General features: G+C 70.3%; 17 protein-coding genes. 10 read left to right on the top strand and 7 right to left on the bottom strand.

All coding sequences use genetic code 11. The features are described 5' to 3' along the window. The first annotated feature begins 104 nt into the window (after positions 1–104). The 5 genes from LWF15_RS12490 to LWF15_RS12470 are packed head-to-tail and all read left to right on the top strand — an operon-like array spanning position 105 to position 4,104. Positions 105–320 carry a hypothetical protein gene (locus tag LWF15_RS12490; RefSeq protein WP_232810634.1) on the top strand — a complete coding sequence of 72 codons (216 nt, stop codon included), beginning with the start codon at positions 105–107 and terminating at the stop codon, positions 318–320. Beyond that, entirely contained in the window at positions 317–1,318 is a 1,002-nt protein-coding gene (locus LWF15_RS12485) for an AAA family ATPase (protein ID WP_232810633.1), read from the top strand. Before LWF15_RS12490 ends, LWF15_RS12485 begins: the two co-directional genes overlap by 4 nt. After that, positions 1,315–2,238 (top strand): DUF58 domain-containing protein, encoded by a 924-nt coding sequence (locus LWF15_RS12480; protein WP_232810632.1) that lies wholly within the window; start codon positions 1,315–1,317, stop codon positions 2,236–2,238. The genes LWF15_RS12485 and LWF15_RS12480 overlap by 4 nt, the downstream gene beginning before the upstream one ends. Continuing rightward, on the top strand, positions 2,235–3,176 hold the full coding sequence (locus tag LWF15_RS12475; RefSeq protein WP_232810631.1) for a VWA domain-containing protein: 942 nt from the start codon (positions 2,235–2,237) through the stop codon (positions 3,174–3,176). Before LWF15_RS12480 ends, LWF15_RS12475 begins: the two co-directional genes overlap by 4 nt. 7 nt (positions 3,177–3,183) lie before the next feature. Continuing rightward, complete coding sequence (locus LWF15_RS12470) at positions 3,184–4,104, top strand: S1C family serine protease (RefSeq protein ID WP_232810630.1); 921 nt, start codon at positions 3,184–3,186, stop codon at positions 4,102–4,104. A gap of 4 nt (positions 4,105–4,108) precedes the next feature. Here LWF15_RS12470 and LWF15_RS12465 read toward each other — a convergent pair whose 3' ends face one another. Beyond that, positions 4,109–4,387, bottom strand: a complete 279-nt coding sequence (locus LWF15_RS12465; protein ID WP_232810629.1) for a DUF4235 domain-containing protein — start codon at positions 4,385–4,387, stop codon at positions 4,109–4,111. A 198-nt stretch (positions 4,388–4,585) separates the two neighbouring features. Here LWF15_RS12465 and LWF15_RS12460 point away from each other — a divergent pair, with 198 nt between their 5' ends. After that, the gene (locus LWF15_RS12460) at positions 4,586–5,842 is read left to right on the top strand and encodes a sugar efflux transporter (protein ID WP_232810628.1); all 1,257 of its coding nucleotides are present in this window, start codon (positions 4,586–4,588) and stop codon (positions 5,840–5,842) included. 168 nt (positions 5,843–6,010) lie between these two features. Next, the gene (locus LWF15_RS12455) at positions 6,011–8,365 is read left to right on the top strand and encodes an arylsulfatase (protein ID WP_232810627.1); all 2,355 of its coding nucleotides are present in this window, start codon (positions 6,011–6,013) and stop codon (positions 8,363–8,365) included. Here LWF15_RS12455 and LWF15_RS12450 read toward each other — a convergent pair. Both LWF15_RS12450 and LWF15_RS12445 read right to left on the bottom strand, forming a co-directional pair. Continuing rightward, positions 8,341–8,937, bottom strand: coding sequence for a hypothetical protein (locus LWF15_RS12450; RefSeq protein WP_232810626.1), 597 nt, complete (start codon positions 8,935–8,937; stop codon positions 8,341–8,343). The genes LWF15_RS12455 and LWF15_RS12450 overlap by 25 nt on opposite strands. 487 nt (positions 8,938–9,424) lie before the next feature. Beyond that, entirely contained in the window at positions 9,425–10,300 is an 876-nt protein-coding gene (locus tag LWF15_RS12445) for a hypothetical protein (RefSeq protein ID WP_232810625.1), read from the bottom strand. 251 nt (positions 10,301–10,551) lie between these two features. Here LWF15_RS12445 and LWF15_RS12440 point away from each other — a divergent pair, with 251 nt between their 5' ends. Both LWF15_RS12440 and LWF15_RS12435 read left to right on the top strand, forming a co-directional pair. Beyond that, positions 10,552–11,577 carry an NAD(P)-dependent alcohol dehydrogenase gene (locus tag LWF15_RS12440; RefSeq protein ID WP_232810624.1) on the top strand — a complete coding sequence of 342 codons (1,026 nt, stop codon included), beginning with the start codon at positions 10,552–10,554 and terminating at the stop codon, positions 11,575–11,577. A gap of 25 nt (positions 11,578–11,602) precedes the next feature. Continuing rightward, positions 11,603–12,058, top strand: coding sequence for a MerR family transcriptional regulator (locus tag LWF15_RS12435; RefSeq protein ID WP_232810623.1), 456 nt, complete (start codon positions 11,603–11,605; stop codon positions 12,056–12,058). Here the strand turns inward: LWF15_RS12435 and LWF15_RS12430 are convergent. After that, entirely contained in the window at positions 12,055–12,891 is an 837-nt protein-coding gene (locus LWF15_RS12430) for an oxygenase MpaB family protein (RefSeq protein WP_232810622.1), read from the bottom strand. The two genes, LWF15_RS12435 and LWF15_RS12430, sit on opposite strands and share 4 nt — an antisense overlap. A gap of 207 nt (positions 12,892–13,098) precedes the next feature. On the opposite strand from LWF15_RS12430, the gene LWF15_RS12425 reads away from it, so the two are divergent. Next, positions 13,099–13,668: a GNAT family N-acetyltransferase gene (locus tag LWF15_RS12425; RefSeq protein ID WP_232810621.1), complete on the top strand. Its 570-nt coding sequence runs from the start codon at positions 13,099–13,101 to the stop codon at positions 13,666–13,668. 9 nt (positions 13,669–13,677) lie between these two features. On the opposite strand, the gene LWF15_RS12420 is transcribed toward LWF15_RS12425, so the two are convergent. The 3 genes from LWF15_RS12420 to LWF15_RS12410 are packed head-to-tail and all read right to left on the bottom strand — an operon-like array spanning position 13,678 to position 15,305. Next, positions 13,678–14,409 carry a class I SAM-dependent methyltransferase gene (locus LWF15_RS12420; RefSeq protein ID WP_232810620.1) on the bottom strand — a complete coding sequence of 244 codons (732 nt, stop codon included), beginning with the start codon at positions 14,407–14,409 and terminating at the stop codon, positions 13,678–13,680. 33 nt (positions 14,410–14,442) lie between these two features. After that, a complete protein-coding gene (locus LWF15_RS12415) occupies positions 14,443–14,820 on the bottom strand; it encodes a YchJ family protein (RefSeq protein ID WP_269810063.1) in 378 nt (125 codons plus the stop codon). Beyond that, positions 14,817–15,305: a YxiG-like protein gene (locus LWF15_RS12410; protein ID WP_232810618.1), complete on the bottom strand. Its 489-nt coding sequence runs from the start codon at positions 15,303–15,305 to the stop codon at positions 14,817–14,819. The genes LWF15_RS12415 and LWF15_RS12410 overlap by 4 nt, the downstream gene beginning before the upstream one ends. Between the last annotated feature and the right edge of the window lie 111 nt (positions 15,306–15,416).

Here is a 15,416-nt window from a genome sequence, read left to right as displayed (position 1 = left end):
CCGGCCGGGCGGACCCGGTGCCACCCGGGCCGCACTCTCCCCTCCGGAGCCGCCTCCGCGGCCCGGGTGGTTCCCCTGGAGCCCGAACGAGGAGACCGAATCAGATGCCTGCCCCGCAGCCTCGGACACGACAGATCCTGCTGGTCACCGCGGTCACCGCGGTGCTGACGGCGGGCGGAACCGGCCTGGCGTTCGCCTACGCCGAAGACACACCGGAGCCGGTCGAGAGCGGCTACATGATCGTGGACGGCGCCACCCGGACGTACGACTGCCCGGAGAAGGGCACCGCCACCCTCACCTATCCCCGGGCCGAGCTGTGAGCGCCCTGGCCCAGCCCGGCCCCCTGCTGGAGCAGGCCCTGTTCGAGGTGAAGAAGGTGGTGGTCGGGCAGGACCGGATGGTCGAGCGGATGGCCGTGGGACTGCTGGCCCGCGGGCACGTGCTGCTCGAGGGGGTGCCCGGGGTGGCCAAGACGCTGGCCGTGCGCACCCTGGCCGAGGTGGTCGGCGGCTCGTTCCACCGGCTGCAGTTCACCCCCGACCTGATGCCCGGCGACATCGTCGGCACCCGGGTCTGGCGGCCCTCGACCGAGAGCTTCGACACCGAGCCCGGCCCGGTGTTCGCCAACCTGGTGCTGGCCGACGAGATCAACCGGGCCCCCGCCAAGGTGCAGTCGGCGCTGCTCGAGGCGATGGCCGAGAAGCAGGTCAGCATCGGCGGGGTCACCTATCCCCTGCCCGCGCCGTTCCTGGTGCTGGCCACCCAGAACCCGATCGAGACCGAGGGCGTGTACGAGCTGCCCGAGGCCCAGCGCGACCGGTTCCTGCTGAAGGTCGACGTGCCGCACCCGGACGAGCTGGAGGAACTGAGCATCCTGCAGCGGATGAGCGTGCGCCCGCCGTCGGCCCGGCCGGTGCTCTCACTGCCCCAGGTGCTGGCCCTGCAGGAGGCCGCCGACGACGTGTTCGTGCACCACGCCCTGGCCCAGTGGGTGGTGCGCCTGACCATGGCCACCCGCCGCCCGGCCGAGTACGGGCTGCCCGGGCTGCAGAACGTGCTGGAGCACGGGGTGAGCCCGCGCGGCACGCTCGGCCTGGTCGCCGGGGCCCGGGCGCTGGCCCTGCTGCGCGGCCGCGACTACGTGCTGCCCTTCGACATCGCCGACCTGGCCCCCGACGTACTGGCCCACCGGCTGGTGCTGACCTTCGACGCGCTGGCCGACGGCGTGGAACCGCGGGACGTGATCGCCCAGGTCGTGGCCAGCCAGCCGGTGCCCGAGGTGGCGCCGCTGCAACAACACCAGCAGGAGGTGGCGTGAGCAGTTTCGGCGCCTTCCGCCGGCTGGACCTGATGGTGCAGCGCCGGATCGACGGCCCGCTCGCCGGGGAGCATCGCGGGCTACGGCTGGGGCCGGGCAGCGAGACCGAGGAGCTGACCCGCTACCGGCCGGGCGACGACATCCGGCGGATCGACTGGAACGCCACCGCCCGGGCCTCGGAGCCCCAGGTCTGGCGGACGCGGGCGGAGCACGCCCTGGACACGTGGCTGCTGCTGGACCGCACGGCGAGCATGGCCTTCGGCACCGCGCAGGCCGAGAAGGCGGACCTGGCCGGGCAACTGGCCGCCGCCGTGGGGTTGCTCGCCGACCAGCCCGGGAACCGGATGGGCACGCTCGCCTTCTCGGCCCGAGGTCCGGTGTGGACGCGTCCGGTCGCCGCGCGGGTGGCGGCGCGGCGGTTGATGCGGCTGGCCTCCCAGGACGAACCGGAACGCCACGGCACGCCGGCCGACGGGCTCGCCGAGATGATCGATGCCCTGGCGCGCCGAGCGGCCCGGCCGGGCCTGTGCGTGGTGGTCAGCGACCTGCTCTCTCCCGAGGGTGCTTTCAGCCGGCCGTTCGACTGGGAACAGCCTCTGCGCCGGCTCGCCTCCCGGCACGACGTGATCGTGCTGGAGGTGGTGGATCCCCGTGAACTGCAGCTGCCCGACGTCGGGCACGTGGTGCTGCAGGATCCGGAAACCGGACGTCGAAGAGACGTTTACACCGGCGATCCCCGGCTGCGGGCTCGCTATGCCGAGGCCGCAGCGGCCCACCGCGCAGCCGTGGCCGAGGCCGTGCGGCACGCCGGGGCGGTGCACCTGCAACTTCGCACCGACCAGGACTGGCTCGCCGACCTGTTGCGGGCCGTCCGCTCCGGCCGCTTCCGGAGCCGGGGCAGAAGGAGGTCGAACAGATGACGTTCTTGTCGCCGTGGTTTCTCCTGTTGCTGATTCCTCTGGCGGGCCTGGTGATTGCGGCCGCGCTGATGCGGCGTCGCCGCAATCGCTACGCCGTCCGGTTCGCCGCGTTGCCGCTGCTCGACCGGGTCGTCCCCGAAAGGCCGGGCTGGCGGCGCCATCTGACCGGCGGACTCGGGCTGCTGTCTCTGGCCATGCTGGTGATGGCCGCGGCGCGCCCCGAGGCCGACGTCCGGGTACCACGCGAACAGGCCACCGTGATGGTGGTGGTCGACCAGTCGGTCTCGATGGAGGCCACCGATGTGAGCCCGAGCCGGCTGGAGGCCGCGATCGAGGCGGGCACCCAGTTCGTCGACGGCCTGCCGGACAACTTCCGGGTGGGGCTGGTCGGTTTCGCCGGCAACGCTGAGGTTCTGGCCACTCCGACGAACGACCATCAGGCAGTCAAGGACGCCCTGACCGGGCTGACTCTGGAGCCGATGACGGCGATCGGGGAAGGCGTGTTCGCCTCACTGGAGCAGGTGCGCGAATCCGCCACCGGCGAGGACGTCCCGGCCCGGATCGTGCTGCTCTCCGACGGTTCCAACACCACCGGCCGCTCCCCTTCAGAGGCAGCCGCGGCGGCGAGCGAGGCCGGGGTTCCGGTCTCGACGATCGCCTACGGCACCCCCGAAGGCGTGGTGGACGGCGGCACCGGACGCCCGATCCGGGTGCCGGTCGACGCCGAGGCCCTGGCCGCGCTGGCCGAGTCCACCGGAGGCACCGCCTACCAGGCCGAGAGCAGCGACGAGCTGCAGGCAGTCTACGAGGACATCGGCTCCTCGATCGGCTGGGTGGCCGAACCCCGCGAACTGGCGCCCTACTTCGCGGCCGCCGCCTTCCTGTTCACCCTGATCGCGGCCGCGCTCTCGCTGCGCTGGTTCGCCCGACTGGTCTGAGGTCTGCATGCCCACGACGCCGTCCAGCAACGGATCGTCCTCCGGAACCACCGACTGGCAGGCCACCATGGCCCGGACCTGGCCGGGAATCGGTACACCGCGGGGACCGGACTTCAACCCCGGCCGCAAACCCCCGTTGCCGCAGAGGGAACCGTCCCCCGAAAGCCCGGCAACGACGTCCTCAATCGAACCGAAGCCGCGAACCGCCAGAGCCGCACCGCTCCTGCTCGCCGCCGTTCTGGCCGGTGGCACCACCGGTGGCGCGATCGCCTGGGCCACCACCGAGACCGCGGTGCCCACGATCGTGCAGCAGGACGCGGATCCGGCCCCGCCGGGCAACCAGGCCGGCACCGAGAGCGCGGCCGCGGCGATCCTGCCCAGCGTGGTCCAGGTCCGGGCCGGCCGCGGCACCGGATCCGGTTTCGTGTTCGACGACCGGGGCCAGGTGATCACCAATCATCACGTGGTGGAGGGTGTTTCCCAGGTCGGCCTGCAGCTGGCCGACGGCCGCACCGTGCGCGCGTCAGTGGTCGGCAGCGACGAGGAGGAGGACATCGCCGTGCTCCAGATCACCGGCTCCGCCCCCGACGCGGCCCCGCTCGGCACCAGCCGGTCGCTGCGGATCGGCCAGCCGGTGATCGCGGTCGGCTCCCCGCTGGGCCTGTCCGGCACGGTCACCTCGGGCATCGTCAGCGCGGTGGACCGCACCTCCCGGATCGGAGGTGCGGCCCGGCCGATGGTGCAGACCGACGCCTCGATCAACCCCGGCAACTCCGGCGGGCCGCTGGTGGACCTGGCCGGACGGGTGGTCGGGGTGAACACCGCGATCGCCACCACCTCGGCCTCGGCCGGCAACATCGGCATCGGGTTCGCCGTCCCGGTCGACCGGGCGCTGGAGGTCGCGCGGGAGATCATCGCCCAGAACTGACCGGCTACTCCTCGCCCGGCCACTCACCGGTCAGGCGCTCGAAGGCCCCGGCGCCGGCGCGGTCGACGGCGGCCTTGACCGCAGCGAAGATCGCGCCCTGGATCGCGGCGGCCAGCAGGACCTCGGTCCAGCTGTGCCGGCGGTCGTTGGCCTCCGGGGCGTCCTCGGCGTCGGCCACCCGCTTCCACACCTGTTTGAACACGATCCCGGCCACCAGACCGGCGCCGACGCTGCCGGCCAGACCGAACGGTTTGTACAGAATGCGCGCCGAGGTGTTCGCCACCGGAGCCTCCTAGCAGGTCAGAGTGCCGTTTCCGGTCTCTACCGTGGCCCGCCGCCGGGGATCGGCAACCGCAGCGTCCCCCAGCTCGTCGGGGGGTGTAACACTTCTGCGGCCCGTGTCGTTGTAATTCGAGGTGCCTGCAGGGCGGCAGGCACCTTCGAATCTGCTCATTCCGGTTCATCAGTCTTGAGGTCTGCTGTGTTCGCCCCTGTCCGCCGGCATGTCCCGCTGGCGTTGGTCTTCCTCTGTGTCGGTCTGGCCAGTGCGATGGCCGTCCCCTTCCTCACCCTCTTCCTCACCGACGCGGTCCGGGCCTCGGCCCTGCAGGTCACGATCTTCCTGATCGCGGCCCCGCTGTCCTCGGTGGTCGTCTCGATGGCGATGGGCCACTGGTCCGACCGGCTGCCCTCGCGGCGCGGCCTGATCATCGCCACCGCCGTGATCGGGGCGGTGGGCGCACTGCTCACCGCGTCGGTCCGGGACTTCTGGATCCTCCTGGCGCTGACCGTCACGGCCACCGCCGCGGCCAGTGCCCTGGTTCCCCAGGTCTTCGCGCACGCCCGGGTCAGCCTGCAGGGCTCACCCCACGCCGTGATGACGATGACCACCCTGCGCACGATCCTGTCGCTGTCCTGGGTGGGTGGCCCGTTCCTGGCCACCGTCCTGCTCAGCCTGGGCGACTTCGTCGCCGTCTACGGCTTCGCCACCGCCATGTACGTGATCGCCGCCCTGGTGGCCTGGCGGATGATCCCCGCCAACGTCCCGGCCGCGGTCGGCGCCACCGAGCCCGGCTCGTCCTCGGTCACCGTCTCACCGGGCCGGGACGAGGGCCGCCGGGTGATCGTCCTCACCATCGCCGCCTTCGTGCTCCTGCAGTGCACCGGCAACCTCTCGCTGCAGGCGCTGCCGTTGTTCCTGCGCGACGAGGTGCAGGGCGGGCTGGGCGAGGCGGGCCTGATCCTGGGCCTGTGCGCAGCGATCGAGATCCCGCTGATGCTCGGCTTCGGCCTGCTCGCCGCCCGTTACCGGCTGCGGCTGCTGATCCTGGCCGGGCCGCTGCTCAGCCTGGCCTACGCGCTGGTGGTGGCCACCGCCACCGACACCTGGCAGATCGCCGCCGCCCAGCTGATCAACGCCTCGGCCATCGCGCTGCTGCAGGGCCTGGGCATCAGCTACGTGCAGGACCTGGTGCCCAGCCGGCCGGGGCACGCCTCCACCCTGTTCACCAGTGCCGGCCCGGTGGGCGCGATGCTGGCCGGGCCGATCCTGGGCGCCGCCCAGGGCTTCGGCTACCGCGAGACCTACCTGATCGGGGCCGCGCTGGCGGCCGTCGCCTTCGTTCTCTTCGTCCTGGCCCGCCCGACGCTGACCGGGCCGCGGATCATCCGCACCACCACCGTTTCGTCCCGCCGGCCGGTGGAGCACCCTCAGCCTGAGCCCCAGCAGGTGGGCTGACATAGCGGTGATCTCTACCAACCATCACAAACCGCGATGCCTCGCCGGTGTGGCGTACATTGTCCTGCCAGGTCGGCCGTGCCAGCCTGAGAAACCCTGACCCGCACGCCTGCTCAGACGTCGGGATTTTCTGCGGCGGGTGACCGTCGCGTGGACGACGGAAGGGCCATGGCGGAATTCGAGGCCGGGCGGCACGTACTACCGGTACCTGAGCGCAAGCAGACGGTCGTCACGGCGGTCGGGATCCACGACCAGAACCAGCCGTTCGAGGCGATCGGCCCGATCACCCCACCCCCGGCGGCGCCGAACGTGGTCATCGTGGTGCTGGACGACCTGGGCTTCGGCTCGTCCAGCGCCTTCGGTGGCCCGATCAGCATGCCCACCTCGGAGCTGCTGGCCCAGCAGGGCCTGCGGTACAACCGCTTTCACGTCAACGCCCTGTGCTCCCCCACCCGGCAGTCGCTGATGACGGGCCGCAACTGCCACTCGGTCGGCATGGGCGGCACCACCGAGATGGCCACCGCGGCCCCCGGCTACAGCGGCTTCCGCCCGGCCAGCGCCGCCACCCTCGCGCAGATCCTGCAGGGCAACGGCTACAGCACGGCCGCGTTCGGCAAGTGGCACCAGACCCCGCCGCGCGAGATCAGCGCGGTCGGCCCGTTCGACCGCTGGCCCACCGGTGAGGGCTTCGACACCTTCTACGGCTTCATGGGCGCCGAGATGAACCACTGGTACCCGCAGCTGTACCGGGGCACCACGCCGTTCGAGCCCACCCGTCGTCCCGAGGACGGGTACCACCTCTCCGAGGACCTGGTCGACCAGAGCATCGACTGGATCCGCACCCAGCGTGCCCTGACCCCCAATCGTCCGTTCTTCACCTACCTGGCCATGGGCGCCTCGCACGCGCCCCTGCACGTGGCGCCCGCGTGGCAGAAGAAGTACGAAGGACGATTCGACGCGGGTTGGGACGTCGAACGCGAGCGCATCCTGGAGCGTCAGAAGGAACTCGGCGTGGTCCCGCCCGAAGCGGCCATGGCGCCCTGGGCCGAGGGGCTTCCGCACTGGGACGAACTGAGCCCGGTCCAGCGTCGCCTGGCCGCCCGGTTCATGGAGACCTTCGCCGGTTTCACCGAGCACGCCGACACCCAGGTCGGCCGTCTGGTCGAGGCCCTGCGGGAGCTCGGCGAACTGGACAACACGATCTTCGTGTACCTGCTCGGCGACAACGGCGCGTCCGGTGAGGGCGGGGTCGAGGGCACGCTGAACGAGCACCGCCTGGGCCACGGCATCGCCGACGACCCGGAGCAGATGATCGAGCAGATCGACCTGATCGGCACCCCCGACAGCTACCCGATCGGCCCCGCCGGGTGGGCGATGGCCCTGAACACCCCCTACCAGTGGACGAAGCAGGTCGCCTCGCACTTCGGCGGCACCCGCGACGGCCTGATCATCCACTGGCCCGGCGGGATCGCCGGCGGCGGTGGCGTGCGCCAGCAGTTCCACCACGTCATCGACGTGCTCCCGACCATCCTCGACTGCGTCGGCGTGCCCGCGCCGGTGCTGGTGAACGGGGTGCACCAGCAGCCGGTCGAGGGCACTTCGATGCGCTACACCTTCCACGACCAGAGCGCGCCCGACCGCCGCACCACGCAGTACTTCGAGATGTGCGGCAACCGCGGCATCTACCACGAGGGCTGGATGGCGGTCACCCGTCACGGCATCCCCTGGCAGATGATCCCCGACCCGGAACGCCGCTTCGAGAACGACGTCTGGGAGCTGTACGACCTCACCACCGACTGGACCCAGTCCAACGACCTGGCCGCCTCGGACCCGGCGAGACTGCGCCGCCTGCAGGACCTGTTCCTGGTGGAAGCAGCCAAGCACCAGGTGTTCCCGCTCGACGACCGGGTCACCGAGCGCGAGAACCCCACCGTGGCCGGGCGGATCGACCTGCTGGGCGGCCGGCGGACGATCACCTACCACGGCGGGATGCGGCGGCTCACCGAGGAGACCACGCCGAACATCAAGAACCGCTCGCACACGATCACCGCCGACATCGAGGTGGTCGAGGGCAGCAGCGGCGTGATCATTGCCCAGGGCGGCAGTTTCGGCGGCTGGAGTCTCTACCTGGTCGAGGGCCGCCCGACCTACCACTACAACTACTTCGGGCTGCAGCGATTCACGGTGCGCACCGAGACCCCGCTCACCACAGGCCGTCACGAGATCCGGATGGGTTTCGTCTACGACGGGGTGGGCGCCGGTCTGGGCGGTTCGGTCGAGCTCTCGGTCGACGGGGTCACCGACGGCAAGGGCCGGGTGGAGGCGACGATCCCGTACTACTTCTCCTTCGACGAGACTCTCAACGTGGGTGTCGATCTAGGGACGCCGGTGAGCACGGAGTACGCCCGGCTCGACAATGCGCTGGCTGGGTTGGTGCACTCGGTACGGTTCGACCTGGGCGAGGACCAGAGCGGTCAGGACGGCGACGGGCAGAAGTATCAGAGGGTCATGAGCGCCCAGTAGTCCTGGGTGGGCCGGTTCGGCCCTTGGAGGAACGGCGTCACCGAGTCCCGGGTCAGGGTGCGTACGGTGACGCCGTCGTCCAGGCCGGTGCTGCTGCAGCCGCCGTAGCGCAGGCTGATGGTGCCCGACGTGGCCGCGTCCACCTGGAGCACGAGCTGTTCGATGCCCTCGGCCTCGACCTCGACGGGGACGCAGGAGGCAGCCGGGTGGAACGGCCCGCCGCCTTCGGGGGCCCGGCCGATCGCTGCGAGTGCGTCTGTGGCCTGCTCGCCGGTGAGCCGCAGGGACGAGACCAGTTCGGCGTCGGCGTACCGACAGGCTGAGATGCTCCGGATTTCCTGGTACTTCGTGACGTCGGGCCCGTCCGGACGCCAGCCCGGGTCACCGGCGTAGGGGGCCTGGGCCGGGCAGCTGTTGTGGTCGATGTCGGTGAATTCGATGCTGTCCAGAATCTGCTGACGGATGGGCTCGGGCGCTCGTACGTAGACGCGGACCATGCCCACCTGGATCGCCGCCCGGCCGCGGTGAACGACAGCTCTACCTTTCACCTTTTCGAGGCGCACGACCTCCATGGCCGGCTCTTCCACGCCGAACCAGACGAACTGACCAGTGCTGCCGTACCTCTCGTCTGAGGTTTCGCAACGGCCGCCTTCGGGGTTTACGACGGGACGTCCAACATGGGGCCTTGTTTCGGTCTTGCCACGACACATCCGGCTCGGTGTGACCCCGTAGCCCCAGTCAGCCGGTACGGCCAGACGGACGTCCCGATAGGACTCCCAACGCCATCCTTCGGGAGGGCTGTCGATGGGCTCGCCACCCTTTGGCGTGCTGACGGCGGAGTGCTCGTCGGCCACCCGTGCGCCCACCTCCTGGTGGGCCGACGTTGAGCATCCGGCCAGGAACAGCACCAAAAGTGACGCCGCCAGCCGTCCATTTGTTGTTCGTCTTGTCCCGGCCATGTTTCTCAGACGCACCCATCGACGTTCCGGCTCCCGGATTCGTCAATGATTCGGCCCGAGCCGTAGCCGACCTGATCGGCAGTTCGGCCAAGGGGAAGGTTCAGGGCAGGAGGATCCGGGCCATCCGCGAGCCGCCGGTCCACGAGGTGATCCGGTTGGGCCCACTCACGAACGGAAGCACCGCCGCGCGGGTCAACCGTCGCACCGTGGTGCCGTCGTCCAGACCCCGGTGCCGGCAGCCGTCCCAACGCAGCCCGATCATGCCCGACTCGGCCGCGTCGACCATCAGCACGATCTGCTCCATTGCCACCAGATCCTCCGGCTGGGAGCAGTTCGCGGCAGGCGTGTAGGGGCCGCCGCCCTTGGGAGCCGCCGCGATCGCCTGGATGGCCCGGGCAGCCTTCGCCCCGCTCACCTTTACCGAGGATGCGAGCTGGGCACCGCCGTAGCGACAGGCCGATACCGACCGCACCTCGCCCATCTCGGTCACCGCCGCCCCCCGGGGACGCCATTGCTGGTCGTTCTGGAAGGGCGCCGCCACGGGACAGCCGTTCTCGTCGACTTCGACGACCCGCACCGTCTCGAGAATCTCTTCGCGCAGCGGTGCCGGCGCCTGGATCGCTATCCTCTGGCCGGCCAGCTCGAAGGTGACCCGGTCGCCCTCGGTGACCCAGGACGTCAATTGTTCCCGTTCGGACGCCGCCCGGGTCTCGCCGTCCTCGTGTACGTGGAACCAGACGAACTGCCCGCCGGAACCGAGCGCGGTGTCGCCGATCTGGCCCTGTTCGTTGAACTCGGCACAGCCCAGCATGGTCAGGGCCCCGGGCCGACCCACGAAGGGCTGCTCGTTCTTCGGCCGGGAGCACCACTGCCGGTTCGTGGTGCCGTAGCCCCACTGGCGCGGAACAGCCAACTGCACCCGCCCCGAGGTCTCCCAGCGCCACCCCCGTGGAAGTTGCTCTACGACCTGGATCATCCATGTCATTGGCGTAGTCGGCGGGGCTGCTGACGGGACCGATGGGGAGGGTTCGGCTACCGGCGGGGCCGACGAGGTGCCACACCCGGCCAGCACCAGAATGAGGCAAAAGGCCGCGATGCGCGGGATTCTCACAGCGGCTCCAGTGGTCGTCAGGTAACTGACGGCCACTATCCCGGTGTCCGGCGTCGAGACGGGCGCGGCTCACCGGAGTTGCGCTGGAGTGCACTCCAGTTCCTAGGGTTCCCGGCATGACCACGACAACCGGCTACGCAGTTCTGACGCCCGGCGGCCGACTCGAGCCGTGGACCTTCGAGCGCCGTGACCTACGCCCCGACGACGTCCGTATCCGCATCACGTTCTGCGGGGTCTGCCACAGCGACCTGACCGCGATCACTCACGCCTCCGATGTGCCGCTCGTTCCGGGGCACGAGTTCGTGGGTGAGGTGGCTGCGGTCGGCTCCTCGGTGACGACCTTCCAGCCCGGCGATGCGGTGGCCGTCGGGAACATCGTCGACTCCTGCGGCGAGTGCGTGGCCTGCCAGGACGAAGAGGAGTCGTACTGCCTGGAGTTCCCCACCCTGACCTACGGCGGTGTGGACCGGCGCGATGGCACTCCCCGCCACGGTGCGTACTCGCGGGAGATGGTGGTGCGTGACCGTTTCGTCTATGCACTCCCCCAGGGTCTCGATCCCGCGGGGGTGGCGCCGCTGATGTGCGCGGGCATCACGGTGTGGCAACCGCTGAAGCGCTACGGCGTAGGTGAGGGCACTCGGGTCGGCGTAGTCGGCCTGGGCGGGCTCGGGCACCTGACCGTCAAGTTCGCCAAGGCGCTCGGTGCCCAGGTCGCAGTGTTCACCACATCCGAAAGCAAGCGCGCCGATGCCCTTGCCCTGGGCGCGGACGAGGTCGTGCTGTCCACCTCGGCCGACCAGATGGCCGCCCACGCCAACGCTTTCGACGTCGTCATCGACACCGCCTCGGGCCCGCACGACATCAGCCCCTACGTGCTGACCCTGGATTTCGACGGAACGCTGTGCATGCTCGGCATCCCGCCCCGCTACGAGGTCGACTCGATGGCCCTGCTGCGGGGCCGTCGCCGGATCACCGCCTCGGGCTCGGGCGGTGTGCGGGACACCCGGGAGATGCTGGCCTTCGCCGCCGAGCACGGGATCACCGCCGACGTCGAGGTGCTGCCGGCGGAGCGGGTCCAGGAGGCCCTGGACCGGCTGGCCAAGAACGATGTGCGCTGGCGGTTCGTGCTCGACCTGCGCTGACCTACGCTGCGCCTATCGTTGCCGGGTGACCGCAGAAACCGTCGCCATCGGCATCCGTGAGGTCTCCGAACGCACCGGCATCAGCATCGACTCGCTGCGCTGGTACGAGAAGGAGGGCCTGATCCCCGACGTGGAGCGCGGCCCGGACGGAAGGCGCCGCTACTCCCCCGGCCTCCTGCGCTGGGTGCGCACCGTGCAGGCGCTGCGCCGCACCGGCATGCCGGTGGCCGAGGTGCGCGAGTTCGTGCAGGCCGGCCCGGACACGGTGGAGCGCCAGGAACACCGGATCGGGCTGCTGGAGCGGCAGGCGAGCACGATCGACGCCCAGCTGGCCCAGCTGCAGGAGGACCGGGCGATGATCCAGGCCAAGCTGGAGAGCTACCGCCTGATCATCGACGCCGGGTTGGACTGCGAGGACCCGGCGGCCGACCGGCTCGCCGACGAGGTGCTGGCCCGGCACTTCCCGGTGAACGGGCCCTAGCGACGCTGAGCCCGGGCTCCCACCCGGCGCGGCCCCAGGTCGTCCAGCGTCCAGCCGTCCGGATATTCGGTGTTGGCCTCGCCCATGCGGAAGAACGGTGCCGGCGGGCCGAGGCGACGCCGCCGCACCGCGCGTACCTTGACCGCCACCGCAACCACGGCCCGGGCCCGCAGACTCGGGCGCGCGAGACCCAGGGCCGTCCGGGCCGGCTCTTCGATCAGCACCGGGGCGAGCGCCAGCACGGGCCGCCGCATCCGGCGCGGGATCTGCGAACCGACCACCTCCAGCGCAAGGCGCAGCAGTTCCTCGCCTGCGTCGGTGCGGCGCAGCATGCGGGCCTCGTAGGCCGTGAACCAGGCATCGAAGGTGGCGTGGTCGGTGGGGATGTCGGTGATGCCCATCCGGGTGCCGAGCTCGACGTGCCAGTCGATGACGGTCTGCTTCTCGGCCTCGGTGATCGCCCGCCAGCCGATCCGCTCGATCGTGCGCACGCTCATCACCGCGAAGGTGCCCAGCACCCAGAGGTAGTCGTCGTTGGTGATGCGCCAGCGCCGGTGCATCTCGTTCAGCCGGGCAACGGCGTGCCGGCCCGTCGGTGACTCCAGGCCGGCCTCGATCAGCGCGTACATCATGAGCCCGGTGTCGTACGCCCGCCGCCGCGGTTCGGCCTGCATCTGCCCGGTGTGGGTGAGCAGCCCGGCGATCCGCGGGGAGGCGAACGTGCGGAAATAGCTCAGCCGGTGGGTGAGACGCGTCTCGAACACGAACGTGGACATGGCCAGTTCGCGATACGCCCGGTCGAGCTGCCGCACCCGTTCCCCGTCGTTGAGCATCAGCCGAATGTAGCCCGAAACCCTCAAGTAAGGCCGTAAAGCCCGAATTGTGGACGTTTGCGGGCGGCAAGGCGCCCACGTGCCGGGACGTCGGTGGAGACGAACGCCCAGTCAGTTCCATGACCATCCCCCCTTGCTGCCACTGCTCACCTGGAACCCCGCAACGCACCTGACTCGGGCCGCTCGTCGCTGAGGCAGACTGGCCTCATGCCGCAGGCGCCCCTCAGCACCGCACGCCTCCTCCTGACTCCCCTGGCCCCCGAGCACCTCGACCACGAGATCGAGCTGGACACCGATCCCCAGGTCATGCGCTACCTCTTCAACGGCCGTCCGCGTCCGCGCGCCGACATAGTCGAGGCGCACCACCGGCGGCTCGTAGTAGCCCAGGACCACCCGGGCCTCGGCTACTGGACGGGCTTCCTGGACGGCGCCTTCGTGGGCTGGTGGGTGCTGCTGCCGGTACTCGACGACGGCGTTGCCCGCCCGGACGAGGCCGAGGTGGGTTACCGCCTGCTGCCCCGTTTCTGGCGCCAGGGCCTGGCCAGCGAGGGTTCCATCGCCCTGCTGCACCAGGCCTTCACCGGCCTCGGTCTGCAGCGGGTGATCGCCCAGACCATGGCCGTGAACGAGGCCTCCCGGGCCACGATGTCCAAGATCGGCCTACGCTACCTGCGCACCTTTCACGAGACCTGGGACGAACCCATTGCCGGCTACGAACACGGCGAGGTGGAGTACGCCGTGTCCCGGGACGAATGGCTGGCGAAACACCCGGCCTGAGACTCCTGGCTACCCCACCGCCCTGGCGATCACATAGGCCTGCGACTCACGCTCCCCGTTCGACGGGGCCACCACCGTGCTGCTGAACACCTCGAACCCGGCCTCGGTCAGCAGCGGCGCAAAGTCTTCGGCGGTTCGCCGGTGCAGGTCCAGCGAGAGGTCGTCGTACCCGTAGGCCGATTCGATGTGCCGCACCTGCTGCCCGTGCTGGAAGGCCAGCATCAGATGCCCACCGGGCCGGACCACCCGGGCGAACTCGGCCAGGGCGACCGGCACCAGGTGGTCGGGCAGGTGGATCAGTGAGTACCAGCCCAGAGCACCGGCCAGGGAGTGCGTGCCGAGCCCCAGTGCCGTCATGCTGCCCACCTCGAACCGCAGTCCGGGATGCTCCCGACGGGCCACCTCGATCATGCCCGGCGACAGGTCGACCCCGAACACGTCGAGCCCGAGCCCGGCCAGGTACGGCGTGATCCGGCCCGGCCCGCAGCCGATGTCAGCGACGGGGCCGGGGCCGGCCTCGCGCACCAGGTCGGCGAAGAGCCGGAGCATGGCCTGATTGGCCCAGTTGGTGGCCAGGTTGTCGCGCAGGAGATCGGTGTAGGCGGGGGCCACCCTGTCGTAGTCGGCGCGGACGGAGAGCAGGGCCGGATCCAGCTCGACCTCGGCGCCGGTGTCGGTGTCGGTGTCGGTGTCGGTGTCGGACCCGACGGTGGCCCGGGCTTCGTTCTCAGCAGTGGTCACGGCACAACTCCTCTGGTCGGCTGTCCGGCCAACCTAGCCGCGGGGTCCGACATAAACCCATCGGCCCTGTTCACGACGGAAAAGTGAGTCCTCGTGCTGGGCTTCGCGCCGGCCGTCGTAGCGGTACCAGGCCTGGAACTCCACGGTGCCCTCGTCGTCGAACGGCCCGCCCCCGGTACGCTCCAGCACCACCAGCCGCTGCCAGTCGATGTCCTCGTCGAGATCCAGGTCGTCCGGGCGGCTCTCCGGCGCCCAGGTGCGCAGCAGGTAGTCCTCGTCGCCCAGCACGAAGGCCGAGTACCGGCTTCTCATCAGCGCTTCGGCTGTAGGCGCGGCCTCACCGGCGTGGTACCGGCCGCAACACTGGGCGTACGGGTCTCCCCAACCACAGGGGCAGCGATCGACATTCATGCTCGTACACCTCCGGCGGGCACCACGAACGGCGTGTACCCCGCCTCAAGATCAGCGACCGTCAGGTCGGAGAACAGCAGTTGCAACTCGTGGCAGTTGCCCTCGAGCGTTACTTCGTAGAACGGGACCCCCAGCCGGGACGACCATCGTCTGGTCTCGCGGCTGGTCTCGAGCCGACCCGCGCCCGGGTAGAGCACCTGCCAACGCACACCCCAGGCATACGCCCCGCCGTCGGGGACCGCGGCCTGAAGCAGACGTTCGTCGAGAGATCTGGGCCAGACGTCCTGCCCCACGGTCGAGGTCACCGTGACGCGCGGGCAGATCCTGAACAGATAGCGCCGGTAGCTTTGCGGCGCTTCGCCATGGGCACTGCCCTGCACGGCCACGATCAACTCGTAGTCGCGCATGTAGTCGGTGTACCCGTGGTACACGAGGGCATGGTCGAAAAGGTCGTCCAGCGCCCGTTCGATCTCGTCCGCGTTCACGACCGTCATCCCATCACGGCCCGAGGCCGCCGATCACGCCGACGCTTCGCAAGACCCCCACGAACCACCGGCCGGCCGCCCGCCGACGTCCGCGATCCGGCCCGCCAAGAT

It is taken from the genome of Kineosporia rhizophila, assembly GCF_021277265.1.
Lineage (GTDB): Bacteria > Actinomycetota > Actinomycetes > Actinomycetales > Kineosporiaceae > Kineosporia > Kineosporia rhizophila.
This window is presented reverse-complemented; position numbering and strand designations above follow the sequence as displayed.